Origin of the sequence: Micromonospora sp. NPDC001898 (assembly GCF_042891255.1) — a bacterium.
GTDB lineage: Bacteria > Actinomycetota > Actinomycetes > Mycobacteriales > Micromonosporaceae > Micromonospora.
Genome location: NZ_JBIATC010000002.1, coordinates 565,434 through 581,673 on the forward strand (window position 1 = coordinate 565,434; position 16,240 = coordinate 581,673).

Annotated in this window: 18 protein-coding genes; 6 read left to right on the plus strand and 12 right to left on the minus strand. The window is 75.0% G+C overall.

Features of this window, described 5'->3' with window-relative positions:
- Positions 1 to 38 precede the first annotated feature (38 nt).
- Entirely contained in the window at positions 39 to 320 is a 282-nt protein-coding gene (locus ACFYZF_RS07195) for a HesB/IscA family protein (RefSeq protein WP_387016834.1), read from the minus strand.
- Between the two features lie 422 nt (positions 321 to 742).
- On the opposite strand from ACFYZF_RS07195, the gene dacB reads away from it, so the two are divergent.
- Complete coding sequence (gene dacB, locus ACFYZF_RS07200; protein ID WP_387016836.1) at positions 743 to 2,326, plus strand: D-alanyl-D-alanine carboxypeptidase/D-alanyl-D-alanine-endopeptidase; 1,584 nt, start codon at positions 743 to 745, stop codon at positions 2,324 to 2,326.
- 92 nt (positions 2,327 to 2,418) lie between these two features.
- Here dacB and ACFYZF_RS07205 read toward each other — a convergent pair whose 3' ends face one another.
- Positions 2,419 to 2,748 (minus strand): hypothetical protein, encoded by a 330-nt coding sequence (locus ACFYZF_RS07205; protein WP_387016837.1) that lies wholly within the window; start codon positions 2,746 to 2,748, stop codon positions 2,419 to 2,421.
- A 164-nt stretch (positions 2,749 to 2,912) separates the two neighbouring features.
- Positions 2,913 to 3,506: a pentapeptide repeat-containing protein gene (locus ACFYZF_RS07210; RefSeq protein ID WP_387016838.1), complete on the minus strand. Its 594-nt coding sequence runs from the start codon at positions 3,504 to 3,506 to the stop codon at positions 2,913 to 2,915.
- A 65-nt stretch (positions 3,507 to 3,571) separates the two neighbouring features.
- On the opposite strand from ACFYZF_RS07210, the gene ACFYZF_RS07215 reads away from it, so the two are divergent.
- Entirely contained in the window at positions 3,572 to 4,804 is a 1,233-nt protein-coding gene (locus ACFYZF_RS07215; RefSeq protein WP_387016840.1) for a serine hydrolase domain-containing protein, read from the plus strand.
- 135 nt (positions 4,805 to 4,939) lie between these two features.
- Positions 4,940 to 5,581, plus strand: coding sequence for an NAD(P)-dependent oxidoreductase (locus tag ACFYZF_RS07220; protein ID WP_387016841.1), 642 nt, complete (start codon positions 4,940 to 4,942; stop codon positions 5,579 to 5,581).
- Between the two features lie 63 nt (positions 5,582 to 5,644).
- Here ACFYZF_RS07220 and ACFYZF_RS07225 read toward each other — a convergent pair whose 3' ends face one another.
- The 3 genes from ACFYZF_RS07225 to ACFYZF_RS07235 form a co-directional block, all read right to left on the minus strand.
- Positions 5,645 to 6,307 (minus strand): DUF6642 family protein, encoded by a 663-nt coding sequence (locus ACFYZF_RS07225; protein ID WP_387016843.1) that lies wholly within the window; start codon positions 6,305 to 6,307, stop codon positions 5,645 to 5,647.
- Positions 6,308 to 6,467: 160 nt separating this feature from the next.
- Positions 6,468 to 7,199, minus strand: a complete 732-nt coding sequence (locus ACFYZF_RS07230) for a response regulator (RefSeq protein ID WP_387017127.1) — start codon at positions 7,197 to 7,199, stop codon at positions 6,468 to 6,470.
- Positions 7,178 to 8,521, minus strand: a complete 1,344-nt coding sequence (locus ACFYZF_RS07235) for a sensor histidine kinase (RefSeq protein WP_387016844.1) — start codon at positions 8,519 to 8,521, stop codon at positions 7,178 to 7,180. The genes ACFYZF_RS07230 and ACFYZF_RS07235 overlap by 22 nt, the downstream gene beginning before the upstream one ends.
- Before the next feature lie 130 nt (positions 8,522 to 8,651).
- Between ACFYZF_RS07235 and ACFYZF_RS07240 the strand changes: the two genes are divergently transcribed.
- Genes ACFYZF_RS07240 through ACFYZF_RS07250 form a run of 3 tightly spaced genes read left to right on the plus strand, consistent with a single transcriptional unit; the run spans position 8,652 to position 11,061 of the window.
- Positions 8,652 to 9,569, plus strand: coding sequence for an ABC transporter ATP-binding protein (locus tag ACFYZF_RS07240; RefSeq protein ID WP_387016846.1), 918 nt, complete (start codon positions 8,652 to 8,654; stop codon positions 9,567 to 9,569).
- A complete protein-coding gene (locus ACFYZF_RS07245; RefSeq protein WP_387016848.1) occupies positions 9,566 to 10,360 on the plus strand; it encodes an ABC transporter permease in 795 nt (264 codons plus the stop codon). The genes ACFYZF_RS07240 and ACFYZF_RS07245 overlap by 4 nt, the downstream gene beginning before the upstream one ends.
- 2 nt (positions 10,361 to 10,362) lie before the next feature.
- Positions 10,363 to 11,061 carry a hypothetical protein gene (locus tag ACFYZF_RS07250; protein WP_387016849.1) on the plus strand — a complete coding sequence of 233 codons (699 nt, stop codon included), beginning with the start codon at positions 10,363 to 10,365 and terminating at the stop codon, positions 11,059 to 11,061.
- A 2-nt stretch (positions 11,062 to 11,063) separates the two neighbouring features.
- On the opposite strand, the gene ACFYZF_RS07255 is transcribed toward ACFYZF_RS07250, so the two are convergent.
- The 6 genes from ACFYZF_RS07255 to ACFYZF_RS07280 form a co-directional block, all read right to left on the minus strand.
- Complete coding sequence (locus ACFYZF_RS07255; protein ID WP_387016851.1) at positions 11,064 to 11,759, minus strand: 4Fe-4S single cluster domain-containing protein; 696 nt, start codon at positions 11,757 to 11,759, stop codon at positions 11,064 to 11,066.
- Positions 11,737 to 12,750, minus strand: a complete 1,014-nt coding sequence (locus ACFYZF_RS07260) for a ComEA family DNA-binding protein (protein WP_387016853.1) — start codon at positions 12,748 to 12,750, stop codon at positions 11,737 to 11,739. Before ACFYZF_RS07260 ends, ACFYZF_RS07255 begins: the two co-directional genes overlap by 23 nt.
- The gene (locus ACFYZF_RS07265) at positions 12,734 to 12,946 is read right to left on the minus strand and encodes a DUF2997 domain-containing protein (RefSeq protein ID WP_387016854.1); all 213 of its coding nucleotides are present in this window, start codon (positions 12,944 to 12,946) and stop codon (positions 12,734 to 12,736) included. Before ACFYZF_RS07265 ends, ACFYZF_RS07260 begins: the two co-directional genes overlap by 17 nt.
- Entirely contained in the window at positions 12,943 to 13,398 is a 456-nt protein-coding gene (locus ACFYZF_RS07270) for a hypothetical protein (RefSeq protein WP_387016856.1), read from the minus strand. Before ACFYZF_RS07270 ends, ACFYZF_RS07265 begins: the two co-directional genes overlap by 4 nt.
- A 46-nt stretch (positions 13,399 to 13,444) precedes the next feature.
- On the minus strand, positions 13,445 to 15,073 hold the full coding sequence (locus ACFYZF_RS07275; protein WP_387016858.1) for an AAA family ATPase: 1,629 nt from the start codon (positions 15,071 to 15,073) through the stop codon (positions 13,445 to 13,447).
- Positions 15,074 to 15,145: 72 nt separating this feature from the next.
- Entirely contained in the window at positions 15,146 to 16,126 is a 981-nt protein-coding gene (locus tag ACFYZF_RS07280; protein WP_387016860.1) for an MBL fold metallo-hydrolase, read from the minus strand.
- Positions 16,127 to 16,240 lie beyond the last annotated feature (114 nt).

Sequence of the window (16,240 nt, forward strand, 5' to 3'; positions counted from 1 at the left end):
CGGGCGGCGGCCCCTCCTCGCGGGTGAAGCCGGAGCGACTACTCCTTGTCCGTGAAGCCGAACTGGACGATCCCCTCGTCGTCGACGCTGGCGTCGACCGAGGTGTCGCTGAGCAGCTCGGCGGCGTCGGAGTCGAGGAAGATCCGGGCCCCCTCGGTGTCCACCACCTGGTCACCCTGCGCCGGCTCGGGCACCAACTCGATGGTGAGCGAGCCGGCGTCGGCGTCTGCGGCGATGCGCAGGCCGCCGTCCGGGGAGACGTCCTCCTGGGCGGCGAGGTCGCGGATCACGAGCACGGCGTTGTCGGTCATGGTCAGCATGGTGGGCTCCTCGTGGATTGTTCCGGATCGCGGTCGGCGCAGGCCGGGCTCGACCCGCGGGCGAGCACGCGGGGGAGCTGGGCGACGAAAGGCCCGTCGCCATACGAAACGGGGCAGGTCGCACGCCCCTCCCTGCCTACGTTGCCTCCTGTCGGGGCATCCGTCAAATAGAACAGATTCGACTGACCCTCGCGTCCAAACCGCCTCCGAGCTGCCCCGATGCTCCCTACGCTGAGTCCATGGACGATGCGAGGCGGTGCGCGGCGGCAGCTCTGGGTGTGCATCGCGTTCCCGCTGCTCGGGGACACGCTCGGGGACACGCTCGGGGACGTCCGGCCGGCGAACCCCTGACCATCCCGGTTTGGCAATAACCTTCGCTCGATGGGGTTTCCCGGCAGAAACCTGCATGGCAGCATCAGCGCATGCATCGTCGTCTCTTCCCCCGGGCGCTCACGCTGGCGGCGCTGGTCGCCGTCGTGGCCACGGCCGGCGCCCCCACCGCCACCGCCGAGGCGCCCAGCCCCGCGCGGACGCGGCTCACCGCGACCATCGACGCGATCCTGGCCGACTCCCGGCTCGCCGGCGCGCAGGCCGGGGTGGTCGTGGTGGACACCGCGACGGGCGAGACCCTCTACGACCGCAACGGTGACCGCCGGCTGGTCCCGGCCTCCAACACCAAGCTGTTGACCTCGACGGCGGCGCTGGCGCTGCTCGGCCCCGGCCACCGGTTCAGCACGACGGTGAGCACGGACGGGCGGCGGCGGGCCGGGCTGGTCTCCGGGAACCTCTACCTGCGCGGCGGCGGCGACCCCACCATGCTCGCCGCCGACTACGACGAGTTGGCCACCCAGGTCGCCGCGACCGGCGCGCGGGTGGTGACCGGGGACCTGGTCGCCGACGACACCCGCTACGACGACGCCCGGCTGGGCTCGGACTGGACCTCGGACGACGAGCCCTACTACTACGCCGCGCAGGTCTCGGCGCTGACCGTCGCGCCGGACACGGACTACGACGCGGGCACCGCGATCGTGCACGCCGCCCCGGCCACCACGGCCGGGGGTAAACCGGCGGTCACCATGACCCCGCCGAACGAGTACCTGCGGATCGACAACCGCGCAGAGACCGTGTCCACCGGGGAGACCACCCTCTCCTTCGAGCGCGCCCACGGGAGCAACACCGTCGTCGTCACCGGCCAGATCGCCGTGGGCACGGCCCCGGCCAGCGAGTGGGTGACCGTCTGGGAGCCGACCGGGTACGCCGCCGACGTGTTCCGCGCCGCCCTGCGCCGGCACGGCGTCCGGGTGCTCGGCCGGACGGTGCCCGGGCGGGCCACCCCGGCCGATGCCACCCCGATCGCCAGGCACGACTCGATGGCCCTGGCCGAACTGATGGTGCCGTTCCTCAAGCTGTCCAACAACGGCCACGCCGAGGTGCTGACCAAGGAGATCGGTCGCGTCCTCTCCGGCTCCGGGACCTGGCCGGCCGGGCTCACCGCGATCAGCGAGTACGTCGCCGACACCGGGATGGACACCGGGACGCTGCGCCAGCGCGACGGCTCCGGGCTGTCCCGGCGGAACATGATCCCGCCGGCCCAGTTCGCCGCCCTGCTCGCCACGGTCCGCGCCGAGCCGTGGTTCGACGCCTGGTACGCCGCGCTGCCGGTCGCCGGCAACGCCGACCGTTCCGTGGGCGGCACCCTGCGCAGCCGGATGCGCGGCACGGCCGCGGCGGACAACGTGCACGCCAAGACCGGCAGCCTGACCGGCGCGTCCGGCCTCTCCGGCTACGTCACCGACGCCGACGGGCACCTGCTGGCCTTCTCCATCGTGCTGAACAACTACCTCGCCTCGTCGGTCAAGGGGCTGGAGGACCAGATCGCGATCGTGCTGGCGTCGTACACCGACAGGGCCCCGGGGGCGGCGCGGCCGGCACCGCCCGCCGCGCCCGACACGCCGCGCGCCCCCGAGGGGCGGGAGTGCTCCTGGGTGAAGCCGATCGCCTGTTGACCGACCCGGGCCCCTTCCGGGTGCGGAGGAAGGGGCCCGGGTCGCAGGCCACGGGACGTGGCGGCGGGACGGGAGGCGGGCCCGCCGCGTCCTCAGGCGCCGGGGCGGGCGGGCGGGCGGACCGTCACGGTGGGGTCGCCCCGCTCGATCAGCGCGTCGATCTCGGCGGACCGCAGGCCGCGCAGCGTGAGCACCCGCCGGCCCCAGCGGTGCAGCCGGCACGGGTGCGGGCTCGCGTCGTTGCGGCAGACCGTCCCGCCCGACCAGCGCCGGGGCGCGTGCACCACCACCGCCCGCACCGCGAACTGGGCGTCCTCCCCCGTGATGTACGGCGGCAGCGGGATCTCCCGGAGCGTCTCCCCCGACTCCTCGACGCCGAGGGGAGCCGCGGGACGGACGGTACGGGTGGCGGTGCTGCTCATCGGTGAAGCCTCCACAGGGGACGGACGGACCGGGACAGCAGAAAACGTACGGCCGCTCCGAGGCCGCGCGACGGACAAACTGTCCCCTCCGGGGCATCTCCCCCCGACCGGCCCGACGGCGGCCCGGCTGCCGGGACGCCGGGGCGGCTCAGCACCGGCCGGGGTCAGCCGAGCCGGAAGCCGAGCGCCTGGGCCAGCACCAGCGCCTGATCGGCGTCGATCAGCGCGTCGGCCCGCTCCACCACCGTCGGGTCGAGCGCGGACAGGTCGCTGCCGCGCAGGTCGGCACGGGAGAGGCGGGAGCCGTGCAGCTGGGCCCCGGACAGGTCGACGCCGGTGACCGTGGCGCCGGTCAGGTCGGCCCCGGTCAGGTCCACCTCGCGCATCCGCACGTCGGTCAGGCGCGCCCCGCGCAAATCGGCCCCCGGCAGGGCCACGAACGACCAGTCCCCGCCGTCGATTCGCAGCGGACGCAGGTCGCACTCCTCGAAGCTGCTGCCGACCAGCTTGCAGCCGGTGAACTCGGCGTCGAAGAGGTTGCACCTTTTGAAGACGCAGCGGGTGAAGGCCGAGTCGGTGTGCCGGGAGGCGTTGAAAGCCACGTTGCCGAAGGTGCAGCCGGTGAAGACGGCACCCCGGCTGACCGCCTCGGTCAGGTCCACGTGGAAGAACTCGCAGCGCACGAAGTGCCGGTCGACCAGCTCCTCGCCGTACCAGTCGTCGTGGCGGAAGGTGACGTCCTCGGTTGGCTCCAACACCTGGTCAGCCTACTGGGCAAGCAGACATCTACCGCGCAGCCCGTACCGGACAGTAGGTTCGGCGGGTGAGTGTGGCGCGCAGCACCGACCCCGACCAACTCGGCTTCGATCCCGCCCGGCTGGGGCGGATCGACGAACACTTCGGCAGGTACGTCGACGGGGGGCGGCTCGCCGGCTGGCAGATCGTCGTCACCCGCCGGGGCGAGATCGCCCACTCCTCGACCTACGGCCTGCGGGACCGGGAGGCGGGCGCCCCGGTCGAGCCGGACACCCTCTGGCGCATCTACTCGATGACCAAGCCGATCACCTCAGTCGCGGCGATGATGCTGTGGGAGGAGGGCCGGTTCGAGCTGACCGACCCGATCAGCCGCTGGCTGCCGGAGTTCGCCGACGCCCGGGTCTACGACAGGGGCCCGGTGACCAGCCCGCACACGGTGCCGACGGTCGAGCCGATCCGGGTCTGGCACCTGCTCACCCACACCGCCGGGCTGACGTACGGCTTCGCCCAGGTCTCGGTGGTCGACGGCCTGTACCGGGCGGCCGGTTTCGACCTCAGCGTGCCCGCCGGGGCCGACCTGACCGCCGCCACGCGGACGCTGGCCCGGCTGCCGCTGCTCTTCCAGCCGGGCAGCAGCTGGAACTACGGGGTCTCCAGCGACGTGCTCGGCCGGCTCGTCGAGGTCGTCTCCGGCCGGCGGCTGGACCAGTTCCTCGCCGACCGGATCCTGCGCCCGCTGGGCATGACCGACACCCGCTGGTGGGTCGACGAGCCGGACGCCAAGCGGCTGGCCGCCCTGTACGCCCCGAACCCGGCGACCGGCCAGGCATTCCGGGCCGACTCGATCGGCCGGGCCGCCCTGACCGAGCCGACGTGGCTGTCCGGCGGCGGCGGGCTGGTCTCGACGGCCGCCGACTACCACCGCTTCACCCAGATGCTGCTGCGCGGTGGCGAGCTGGACGGCGTGCGCCTGCTCGGGCCCCGGACGGTGCGCTTCATGACCCGCAACCACCTGCCCGGCGGTCGGGACCTGGCCTCGTTCTCCCCGTCCGGGTTCGCCGAGACGGTGCTGGAGGGCGTCGGGTTCGGCCTCGGCTTCGCCGTGGTGCAGGACCCGGTCCCGGCCCGGGTACCGAGCAGCGTCGGCGAGTACTACTGGGGCGGGATGGCCAGCACCGCGTTCTGGGTGGACCCGGTGGAGGAGATCACCGCGCTGCTGTTCACCCAGCTCCTGCCGTCGAGCACCTACCCGCTGCGAACACAGCTGCGTCAGCTCGTCTACTCCGCCCTCGTCGACTGAGCCCGGTTGGGCCCGCCGGTCGCGGCCTCCCGCCCGGGATCGCCGGAACGGCACCGCCGGGGCGCTCGGCTCCCTAGCCTGGGGACGGACGACGACGGCCGCGCGGACGGGTGCGGCGCGGGAGGCGGTCAGGCGATGAGCGACATCGTGGTGTTCGGGGCCGGCGGCACGGCGGGTTCGCGGATCACCGCCGAGGCGGTGAACCGGGGCCACCGGGTGACCGCGGCGGTGCGCCGGCCGGAGGCGGTCAGCTACCTGCCGGCCGGCGTCGACCTGGTCACCGGCGACGCCACCTCGGCGCGCAGCGTGCGGGAGCTGGCCCCGGGCGCGGACGCGATCGTGGTGGCGGTCGGCGGCGGGGAGCGGGCGCTGTGGCGGGACGCGGCGGAGAACCTGATCACGGTGCTGCGGGACCTGCCGAACCCGCCCCGGGTGATCCACGTCGGCGGCGGGGCGACCCTGCTCAACCCGAGCGGCGTCCCGTTCCTTGAGGAGCCGGACTTCCCCGAGGAGTACCGGGACTCCGCGCTGGGCCAGGCCGACGCCCTGGCCTGGTACCGGTCCTCGGCCGAGGGGGTGACCTGGACGTACGTCTCCCCACCGCCGCTGGAGTTCCACCCCGGCGAGCGCACGGGCCGCTACCGGACCGGCACGGACGAGCCGGTCACCGACGAGCGGGGCCGCGCGGTGCTGAGCTACGAGGACCTGGCCGTCGCCGTCGTGGACGAGATCGAGCACCCGCGCTTCGAGAACATGCGCTTCACCGCCGGATACTGAGCCGCAGGGTACTGAGCCGGCAGGCACTGAGCCGGCGGGCACTGCTCGCGATGTCGCGCGCCGTCAGTCGTTTCTACCAGTGCCCGACGAGCGGGACCGGGCCGCGGTCCGCCCCGTGGGCTGGGCCGGCACCCGGGGTCGCACGGTCGGCCGCCACGCCCGGCCGTTGGCGTAGATCACCCGGAAGCCCAGGTACGCCGCCAGGGGGGCCCAGTGCGCGGAGCCCATCCGTAGCTCGGCGGCGTTGTGCCGGTGCCCGTTGGCGAGCACGTCGAGCAGCACGGTCTCGAACGCGGCCGACTCCACCCAGTCGACCTCGCGGGTGAAGCCGCAGATCAACGCGGCGCCGGTGGCGTCGAGGAAGTCGCGCAGCACGGTGTCGGACGCCCGCAGCACCGAGCAACTGCCGAAGTAGAGCCGCCGGCCGTCGCACCGACCGGCCATCCGCTCGGCCACGTCGGCGAGGTCGACGGAGTCCCAGTCGGTGAGGCAGAGCCGGCTCGGCTCGCCGTGCATGGCGAAGAAGCCCACCCGGTAGTCGGCGTACTGCTTGAGCAGCCAGCGGTCGAGGAAGTAGAAGAGCTCGTCCCGGGTGGCCGCGTCCTTGTGGATGAACCTGATCTTGCCAAGCCGTTCGAGCAGTTCCAGGGTCGGCAGGACCGATCCGCGCTCGTTGAGGTCGCGGTGCCACTGCCCCTCGACACAGAAGACGCCACCACGTGCCACAGCCACCTCCCCCAGCCCTCGGTGACGTTACCGCCGGCCGCTCGCGCCCCGGCAGTCACCCTTCGTCGGATCCGAGTCACGTTTCCGTCACGCCGCGCCCCGCGTACCGTTTCGGCCCTCACATCACAAGAATCAGCTCGGGCAGGCGGCTGCGGCCGGATCAGACGAGGTCCGCGTCGTGGACCAGGATGGCGACCTGGACGCGGTTGTTCAGGTCGAGCTTGGTCAGCAGGCGGGAAACGTACGCCTTGACCGTCGCCACGCTCATGAACAGCTCGACGGAGATCTCGGCGTTGGTCCGGCCCTGACCGAGAGCGACCGCGACCTCCCGTTCCCGCTCGCTGAGCCCACCCAGCAACCGCAACGCCCGTTCGCGGCGGGCGTCGGAGCCGGCCGGCCCGGACGCGGTGACGTGCCGGATCAGTTGCCGGGTGACCGTCGGTGAGAGGGTGGCCTCCCCGCCGGCGACCCGGCGCACCGCCCGGACGATCTCGGCGGGCGGGGTGTCCTTGAGCAGGAACCCGGCCGCCCCGGCACGCAGCGCCCGCAGCACCTGGTCGTCGGCGTCGAAGGTGGTCAGGACGATGACCTCGGGCGGGCGGGGCCGGGCGCGCAGCGCCTCGGTGGCGGCGAGCCCGTCCACCCGGGGCATCCGGATGTCCATCAGCACCACGTCGGGCGCGCAGGCGGTGACGGCGGCCGGCACCTGGTCGCCGTCGGCGGCCTCGCCGACCACCCGCAGGTCGGGCACGCCGCCGAGGATCATCGACAGGCCGGCGCGGACCAGGGCGTCGTCGTCGACGATCAGCACCCGCACGGGCTCCCCCGGGTCGCCCTGTCCGGGGCCGCCGTCGTCGTGTTCCCGCCCGGTCATGCCGGCCAGGGTAGCCAGGCGGTCAGCCGGAAGTCGCCGGACCCGTCCCGCCCGTGCTCCAGGCGCCCACCGGCCAGACTGACCCGCTCGGCGACGCCGACCAGGCCGGTCCCGGTGCCGGGGATGGCGGGCTGCGACCCGGCCCCCACCGGCCGGCGGTTGCGAACGTCGACGGTCAGCCCATCGCCGGGTGCCCCGGCGAGCCGGACGGTGACGGCCGCGCCCGGCGCGTGCTTGCGGGCGTTGGTCAGCCCCTCCTGGACGATCCGGTACGCGCCGCGCCCGATCGCGACGGGTGCGGTCCCGGCCGCCTCGACGGTGTCGACCACCTCCACCCGCATGCCGGCGGCCCGGGACTCCGCGACCAGCGTGGGAACGTCGGCCAGGGTGGGCTGTGGCCGCTCCACCGCGGCCGGCTGCGGCGTCGACGCCGACCGGGCCGCCGGGGCGGGGGCGGGTCCGGGGCGGGCCGACCCGGTCTGCACCTGGCCCGCCGGTGCCGGGCCGGGTGAGGGCGGGTCGTCGGCGCGGAGGACGCCGATGACCTCGCGCAGGTCCTGGAGGGCGGCGTGGGCGCTCTCCCGGATCACGCCGGCCGCCCGGGCGACCTCCTGCGGCGGCGCGTCCGGCCGGAACTCCAGCGCCCCGGCGTGCAGGCTGAGCAGGGAGATCCGGTGCGCCAGCACGTCGTGCATCTCCCGGGCGATCCGGGTGCGTTCCAGCTGCCGGGCCTGCGCCACCCGGAGCTGCTGCTCCGCCTCGGCCCGGTCGGCCCGGTCGCGCAGGGAGAGGATGAGCTGCCGCCGGGCCCGGACGAACATCCCCCAGGCCAGCACCGAGCCGGTGAAGACGGCCGCCCAGACCAGCTCGCCCCGGAATCCGAACGCCGGATCGGGGCGGAACGCCGCGTAGCTGACGCTGGTCAGCGCGCTGCCGCCGAACACCAGCGCGGCCCGCGACAGCGGCCGGTGCACCGCGACCGTGAACATGATGACCACGAGGGCCACCGCGGCGGTCACCGAGAACAGCCCGAGCGGCAGGGTGGCCACCGCCAGGCCGAGGGGCCAGCGGCGGCGCAGCCACAGCGCCGCGCAGGCCAGCAGCCCGAGCACGGTGTCGAGGCCCTGCAACCACTCGTACGGCAGCCGCCCGGCCAGCTCCGGAACGGGCTGGCCGGCGTCCCAGGCGGCCACCACGGCCCAGCCGAGGGCGAACAGGAAGAGGTGGGCGTCCACCAGCCAGTCGCGGGTGGTCCGTCGGGGTCGCGTCCCGGACGACGCCACGTCGGCGAGGGCACCCGGCAGCAGCCAGGGGTGGTCCGGTACGACGGCGCTGGTCACCATCCCATGCTAGGAAGGCCGGGGCCCCGCCGACAGCTACCAAAGTCGACGCCGGCCGTGGCCGTAGGTCGATGTGGTTCTCGACCGGTGACCGCAGCGCCCGGCCGGGTGGCGCGGGCAGGCTCGATCCATGATCGAAGTTGAGCACCTGACCAAGCGGTACGGCGGTCGCGCCGCCGTCGACGACGTCAGCTTCACCTGCGCGCCGGGCAGCGTCACCGGCTTCCTCGGCCCGAACGGGGCCGGCAAGTCCACCACGATGCGGATGATCTGCGGGCTGGCCCCGCCCACCGGTGGCGCCGCCAGGGTGTGCGGGGTGCCGTATCGGCGGCTGGCGAACCCGGGCCGGGTGGTCGGGGTGCTGCTGGACGCCTCGGCGCAGCACTCCGGGCGGACCGGGCAGGAGGTGCTGACGCTGGCCGCCGCCACGATGGGCGTGTCCCGGCGGGAGGTCGACGTGAAGCTCGACCTGGTCGGACTGGGTGCGACCGCCGCGCGGCGGCGCGTCGGGGCGTACTCGTTGGGGATGCGGCAGCGGCTCGGCCTGGCGCACGCGCTGCTGGGCGACCCCCGGGTGCTGATCCTGGACGAGCCGGCGAACGGCCTGGACCCGGAGGGCATCTTCTGGATGCGCGGCCTGCTGCGCGACTTCGCCGACCGGGGCGGTGCCGTGCTGCTCTCCTCCCACCTGCTCAGGGAGGTGGAGGCGGTGGCCGACCAGTTGGTGGTGATCGGGGGTGGTCGGGTGGTCGCCTCCGGCGGCACGGACGAACTGCTGGCCGACGCCGGCACGCTGGTTCGGGCCCGCGACGGAGCGGCCCTACGGCGGGCGCTGGCTGCGGCGGGCCTCGCCGCGACGGTCGCCGCCGGCCCGGCCGCGTCGCCCGGCGGCGGCCTGCTGGTCCAGGCCGAGCCCGGCGTGGTCGGGCAGGCAGCGGCGGACGCGGGGGTCGTCCTCACCGAGCTGCGCCCGGCCGGTGGCGGTGGCCTGGAACAGCTCTTCCTCACCCTCACCGGCGGCACGTCGACGAAGGAGACCACCGCATGAGCGCGAGCACCGCCCCCACCGCCCCCACCGTCGCCCCGCCGGCTCACCCGGGGGTACGCGGACCGTCGCTGGCCCGGCTGACCGCCGTGGAGCTGCGCAAGCTCGTCGACACCCGGGCCGGCCGGTGGCTGCTGGTCGGCATCGGGCTGGTCTCCGTCGCGATCGTCGTGGTGCAGCTGTGGGTGCTGGCCGACGACGAACAGACGTTCACCGCGTTCTTCGTCCCGCAGCTGCTCCCCGCCGGCCTGCTCCTGCCGGTGCTGGGCATCCTGTCGATCACCGGGGAGTGGTCCCAGCGCACCGCGCTGACCACGTACGCGCTGGTGCCCCGCCGGGAGCGGGTGCTCGTCGCGAAGCTCGCCGCGGTGGTGCTGGCCGCGCTGGCGTCGGTGCTGGTCACCCTGGCCGTCGCCGCGGTCGGCACGCTGGCCGCGAAGGCGACGGGCGGGTCGGGCGCCTGGTCGTTCGAGGCCGCCCGGCTGTTCCACGCGGTGGTCCTGCAGGTGCTGGGGGTGCTGATGGGCGCGGCGTTCGGCCTGCTGCTGCTGAACACCCCGCTGGCGGTGGTCACCTACCTGCTGCTGCCGACGGTCTGGGCGGTGCTGGCCGGCATGATCGCGGCGCTGCGGGAGCCGGCCCGCTGGCTGGACACCAGCGTCACCATGGAGCCGCTCTTCGGCCCGGAGGTGACGGCCGGCCAGTGGGGGCGGATGGCCGTGTCGGTGCTGGTCTGGGCGGTGCTGCCGCTGGCGGCCGGGCTGGTCCGCACGCTGCGCCGGGAGGTGTCCTGACCGTGGGAGCCGGGGACGCCCCGACGCGGGTCGACGGCGGGGCGGGCGAGCTGGCGGTCATGTGGGGCGGCTTCCCGCTGGTCGGGGCCGGCATCGGCTGGCTGTTCACCGTCGTCGCCGGCCCGGTCGCCGGGCTGCCGTGGGTGCCCGCGCAGGGCTGGTTCGAGCTGCTGGCCGGGCTGCCCCAGCCCTGGGCCCCGGCCGGGGCGCTGGCGCTCGGCGCGCTGGCCGGGCTCGTCGTCGCCGGAATCGGCACCTGGGAGCGGCTGCGGGTCGAGGTGGACGCGGACCGGGTCCGGCTGCGCCGCGACGGGCGGGACCGGGAGATTTCCCGCCGGACCGTGCGGGTGGTGTTCGTCGACCGGCGGGACCTGGTGCTGCTGGGCGACGGGGAGGAGGAGCTGGCCCGGGAGCGCGGCGACGTGAGCGCCGGGCGGCTGGCCGCCGCGTTCCGGGGGCACGGCTGGCCCTGGGCGGACGCGGACCCGCACCGGGACGCGTACCGGCGGTGGGTGGACGGGCTGCCGGGGCTGCCGGCGGGGGCGGACGCCCTGCTGCGGGCGCGGCAGCGGGCGGTGGACCAGGGCCGGCGCGGGGACGCCGACGACCTGCGGCGGGAGTTGGCCCGGCTCGGGGTGGTGGTGCGGGACGAGGAGAAGCGGCAGTACTGGCGGCTGACCCGCCGGGCGGCCCCGGGGTGAGGCTACCGGCGCTCGGCGTTGGCCGACCGGCGCTGGGGGCGGCCCACCGAGGCAAGCAGCTCGTCCAGCGCGTCGACCTCGGCCCAGCCGTTGACCGAGACCCGGCCGGTGGCGTCGACGGTCACCTCGACCCGGTCCGGTGTGCGGGGCAGCTCGTCGAGCAGCCCCGGGAAGCGGTCGTTGAGCAGCGCGAACTCCTGGTTGGTGGAGCCCACCCAGGGCCGGTCGGTGTCGACCAGGTCGGCCCGGAACGGACCGGCGACCAGTAGGTCGGTCTCGGCCAGCAGGTCTGCCACGTCCTCGCGTCCACTGTCGACGGCGCGGCGCAGGCCGTCGCGGGTGTAGCCGGTGAAGGTCATCACCGACCGGCCGGCCCGGCGCACCCCGGCGGCCACCTCGGCCAGCGCCCCGGCCTGGTCGAACGGTTCGCCGCCGAGCAGGGTCACCCCCTGCGTGCCGGCGGCGAGGACCCGCTCGACCAGTTCGGCCGGCGCGACGAGTTCCCCGCCCCGGAAGGTCCAGAGCTGGGGGTTGAAGCAGCCCGGGCAGCGGATCGCGCAGCCCTGCACCCACAGGGCGGTCCGCTCGCCGGGCCCCTCGGCCCGGGTCGACGCGAGGAACCGGGCCAGCGCCACCCGGCCGGGCCCGGTGGCCGAGCGCCGCACCGGGCCGGTCTCAGAAATCGAGTACGCGTCCACCGGACGTCCCCGGGTGAGCGGTCGGGCCGGCGGGCGGCACGCAGACCAGCAGGTCGCGCAGGCGGGCGTACTCGTGCGGGGCCAGCTCGGCGGCGGCGGCGAACTCGGCGACGCTGCCGAACCCCCGGTGGGCCTCCCGGGCGGCGAGCACCCGGCCGGCGCGGGCGGCGTCGAAGCCGGGCAGCGCGGCGAGCTGCTCCGCCCTGGCGGTGTTGACGTCCACCGGGGACGGCACGGCGGCCGGCTCCCCGACCCCGGTCGACGGCGGGCCGGTGGGCGGGCCGAAGACCGGCGTGCCGAAGTCCAGCGGCGTGCCGAAGCCCAGCGGCGCGGCGGTCGGGTCGACCATGGGCAGCGGCGGTCCGGCGGTCGGGTCGCCCGGGATCTTGGTCGCGGCCGGGCCGGTGGCCCAGTACCCGCCCGGCTGTCCGACGACGGGCGGTCCGGAGACGGGGCTGCCGAACCCGCCGCCCACCGGCGGGCCGGGCGGCGGGGCGAGGGCCCCGGGCGGGTACGCGGACCCGGGCCAGCCCGGCGCGCGCTGGGCGTACCCGGGCCGGCGGCCGGCCCGCCACCGCAACCAGAACACGTTGACCCCGAGGGCGTGCAGCACGCTGACCACCCAGGCCGCGAACCACAGGCCGAAGCAATAGGCGCTGGCAGCGCTGCCCTTCTCGACGACGCCGCCCCCGATGAAGCCGCCCCAGCCGGCGAGCAGGTAGAGGATGCCGGGAATCCACCAATCCGAGCGTCGGGCCCGGATGCCGACGTGGAGGAAGCCGATCCCGCCGAAGCAGCTGAATCCGAAGATCGGCAACAGCAACCACCAGCTGTGCAGCAGCCGCCACCAGACGCCGCCCCTGGGCGAGCGCACCGGCGGCGCGGCGGCCCAGGTGCGCGGACCGGGCGGGGGCGGGTACCCGGGCGGGCTGGTCGGCGGGTATACCGCCGGGCCCGTCGCGGGCGGCCAACCGTCAGGCGCGGTCGACATCGTGCTGCTCGTCGGCGAGGACGGTGGCCACCCGGTCGCGGTCGGCCGTGTACGCGCTGCGCACCGTCCGCGCGTCGAGCAGGTCCTCCAGCACGGCCACGTAGTCGAGGCAGCTCTCGCCGAGCAGGCCCTGGGTCTCGGCGCTGACCGAGCCGTCCGGGTTGACGGTGACGACGACGCGGGGCTGGCCGGTCACCGGTCCCGCTCCTGCACGGCGAAGACCAGCCGGACCGAGGCGTCCTCGGTGACCTGCTCCGACTCCAGGCGCAGCCCGGCGGCCGGGGCCTGGGCCCGCAGCCTTTCCAGCACCGCGCCCTGCACCTGCCGCCCGTACGCGGCGTCGACCGACCGGACGATCTCCACCGCCCGACCCTCGTCGACCTCGCCGCTGAGGTGCGCGGTCCAGATGCCGTCCGGGCCGCGGAGGAAGCCGGCCCGTACCCCGGCCCAGTCGGCGGTGATCTCGTCGGTGGCGGCGGTCACCGCCGCGCCGGTGTCCCGCAGCGCGGCGGCGAGCAGCGTCTCGTCGCGCATCCGGGTCTGCACCTGGCAGACCACCCGGCCGTCGCCGTCGCGGTCGGCGGTGGCGGCGTGCGCGGCGGCCACGGTGGCCACCGCCAGGGGTACGAGTATCAGCGAGATGCTCACCGGCGCTCTCCTGTCGTCGTGGTGGTGATGGGGGCGGGGACCGGCATCAGAACTCCACTGCCCGGCCCCCGTGCCCGCCGCCCGGCAGCCCCGGGCCACCCGACGGACGGGGGTCGAGGTCCCAGTCCTCGGCGGCGGTCGCGGCGACCGCCCGGTGTTCCGCCCAGCTCCGCACGGCGGTGATCCGCTCGGCCTGGGTGACACTCAACGGAACCATGTTGACGAGTGCACGCAACAGGTCGTCGCGGCGCAGCGGCCGACGCTCCGCGTACGCGTCGACGAGCCCGGCGACGACGGCCTGCTCGATCTCCGCGCCGGAGTATCCGTCGCTGAGCCCGGACAGCTCGGCCAGCAGTCCCGAGTCGACGGTCAGCTCCCCGGCCACGGCCGGGTGTCGCAGCCGGCGGGCGATGTGCAGGCTCCAAATCGAGGCGCGTTCGGCCCGGGTCGGCAGGTCGACGAAGAAGATCTCGTCGAAGCGTCCCTTGCGCAGCAGCTCCGGCGGGAGGGCGGCGAAGTCGTTGGCGGTGGCGATGACGAAGACCGGCCGGGTCTTCTCCTGCATCCAGGTCAGGAACGAGCCGAAGACCCGGGCGGAGGTGCCCGAGTCGCCGCCCACGCCGCCGGCGAAGCCCTTCTCGATCTCGTCCAGCCAGAGCACGCAGGGCGCGGTCGCCTCGGCGACCCGGATCGCCTCACGCATGTTCTGCTCGCTGGAGCCGACCAGCCCGGCGAAGACCTTGCCGATGTCCAGCCGCAGCAGCGGCAGCCCCCAGGCGGCGGCGACCGCCTTCGCGGTCAGCGACTTTCCGCAGCCGGGGACGCCGGTGATCAGGACGCCGCGTGGGGCGGGCAGCCCGTACGCGGCGGCCTCGGCGAGCCAGGAGCCGTCCCGCTTGGCCAGCCAGCGCTTGAGGTTCTCCAACCCGCCGACGTCGGCGAGCGGCACCGGGTCGTCGAGGAACTCCAGCAGCCCGCTGCGCCGGACGGCCTGCCGCTTCTCCTCGTGTACGAGCCGCAGGTCGCGGGCGTCGAGCACGCCGTCGTCCACCATGGCCCGGGCGAACGCGTTCTCCGCCTCGTGCAGGGTCAGGCCGAGGGCCGCCTTGGCCAGCCGTTCCCGGCCCCGCTCGTCCAGGTCGATGCGGATGCGCCCGGTCGCCGCGTTGGCGGCGATGATCCCCTCCAGCACCGCGCGGATCTCCGGCTCGGTGGGCAGCGGGAAGTCGACCACCGTGACGTCTTTGGTCAGCTCGATCGGGAGGTCCGGCACCGGGGACAACAGCACCAGGGTGCGCGGCACGGGGCCACTGCGGTAGGCGACGGCCAGCTCGCGCAGCCGGCGCACCACCCCGGGGTCGACGGGCCGGCCACCGGCACCGAACGCGGGGTGCAGGTCGGCGAGGACGACCAGGGCCGGCTCGTCGATCCGCCGCGCCGCGTCGAGGGCGGCCACCGGATCGGTGGTGCCCTGCCGCCGGTTGCCGTCGGGCGGCACCAGGCCCCGGGTCGCCGACCAGGTCCAGACCCCGCGCGGGGTCCGGACCAGGGCGACGTCGTGCGCGACGGCGGCGATCTCGCCGAGCACCCGCTGCTCCTCGTACGAGCAGACCTGGAGCATCGGGACACGGGCCTTGAGCAACTGGGACAGGGTGTCGCGGAAGGCTCCCACCATCGCAGTTCCTCCCCCCAAGGACGCGCCGAGCCGGCCAGACTCTAGCACCGACGGTCCCGGCCGGGGCGGCTGTCAGAAGCGGTACGCCGTGCCGTACTCCGGCACCAGCACCCGGGTCCGCGGGGACGCCGCGCGCACCGCCGCGACCAGCGCGTCGAGCCGTTCGCGGTCGGCCGGCGCGACCGTCGGCGGGTTGACCAACGGCGTCTCGAAGTTGTCCCAGTGCACCGGCACCACGATCTTCGGGTGGTCGAGCGCGGCCATCAGCCTGGCCACGTAGTCGGCGGTGGCGGTGCTGGACTGGAGGGCGACCATCGCCACGTCCGGGGCTAGCCCGGCGAGGTCGCGCTCGACGAAGTCGCTGGCGCCCATGAGGAACACCGCCGGGCCGCCGGCGATCCGCACCTGGTAGGCGAGGGTGTCCCCCTCCGGCAGGTCGGCGATCGTCTCGGGCCGGGCCGGCGGGGCCACCCGCACCCCGGGAAAGGCCATCGAATACGACGCGTTGCGGCTGTGCAGCGAGCCGACCACCTCGACGGTGTGGTCGCCGAAGTGGAGCACCTCCCCGCCCTTGACCGGGCTGAGCTGCCCGACCGGCAGCCCGTACGCCAGCCCGAGGTGGTACGCGGTGAGCGTGCCGAACACCCGGGCGCCGGTGCGCTGGGCGATCCGGGGCACGTCGTTGAAGTGGTCCCAGTGGGTGTGGGTGACCAGGATCGTGCTGGCCCGGTCGACGTACCGGTCGAGGACGTCCTCGGCGACGGTGAGCGGCGTCTCCTGGTTGAACCTCCCGGTGAACAGCCCGGTGTCGTACCGGCTCAGGTACGGGTCGACCAGCACCGTCCGGTCGCCGATGTCGATCCGCCAGCCCGAGGTGCCCCACCAGCGGAAGCTGACGGCTCCGGGGCGGCGGGGGGCGGGGGCCGGGGCGGGCGCGGCGGCCCGGGCCGGGGCTGCCGGTCCGGTGGCGGCGAGGCCGCCGACGGTGACCAGGGCGGCTCCGGCGGCGGCGTCGCGCAGCAGGCGGCGGCGGTCGAGGTGGTTCTCGGGCATGGTGGGTTCTCCCCGTCAGGTCGTGCGGGTGGGACCACTCGACCTCACCACCGCAGCCCCGGCCGCGTCCAAGATCGACGGCACGCACGGCCGATACGCGATCGGGTATCGGCC

Bases quoted from the DNA above. Each gene is read 5' to 3' on its own strand.
- ACFYZF_RS07240 (WP_387016846.1), top strand. From the start codon at position 8,652: ATGATCGAAGTTGAGCACCTGACCAAGCGGTACGGCGGTCGCGCCGCC.
- ACFYZF_RS07260 (WP_387016853.1), bottom strand. From the start codon at position 12,750: ATGTCGACCGCGCCTGACGGTTGGCCGCCCGCGACGGGCCCGGCGGTA.
- ACFYZF_RS07275 (WP_387016858.1), bottom strand. From the start codon at position 15,073: ATGGTGGGAGCCTTCCGCGACACCCTGTCCCAGTTGCTCAAGGCCCGT.
- ACFYZF_RS07205 (WP_387016837.1), bottom strand. From the start codon at position 2,748: ATGAGCAGCACCGCCACCCGTACCGTCCGTCCCGCGGCTCCCCTCGGC.
- ACFYZF_RS07280 (WP_387016860.1), bottom strand. From the start codon at position 16,126: ATGCCCGAGAACCACCTCGACCGCCGCCGCCTGCTGCGCGACGCCGCC.
- ACFYZF_RS07245 (WP_387016848.1), top strand. From the start codon at position 9,566: ATGAGCGCGAGCACCGCCCCCACCGCCCCCACCGTCGCCCCGCCGGCT.
- ACFYZF_RS07220 (WP_387016841.1), top strand. From the start codon at position 4,940: ATGAGCGACATCGTGGTGTTCGGGGCCGGCGGCACGGCGGGTTCGCGG.
- ACFYZF_RS07195 (WP_387016834.1), bottom strand. From the start codon at position 320: ATGCTGACCATGACCGACAACGCCGTGCTCGTGATCCGCGACCTCGCC.
- dacB (WP_387016836.1), top strand. From the start codon at position 743: ATGCATCGTCGTCTCTTCCCCCGGGCGCTCACGCTGGCGGCGCTGGTC.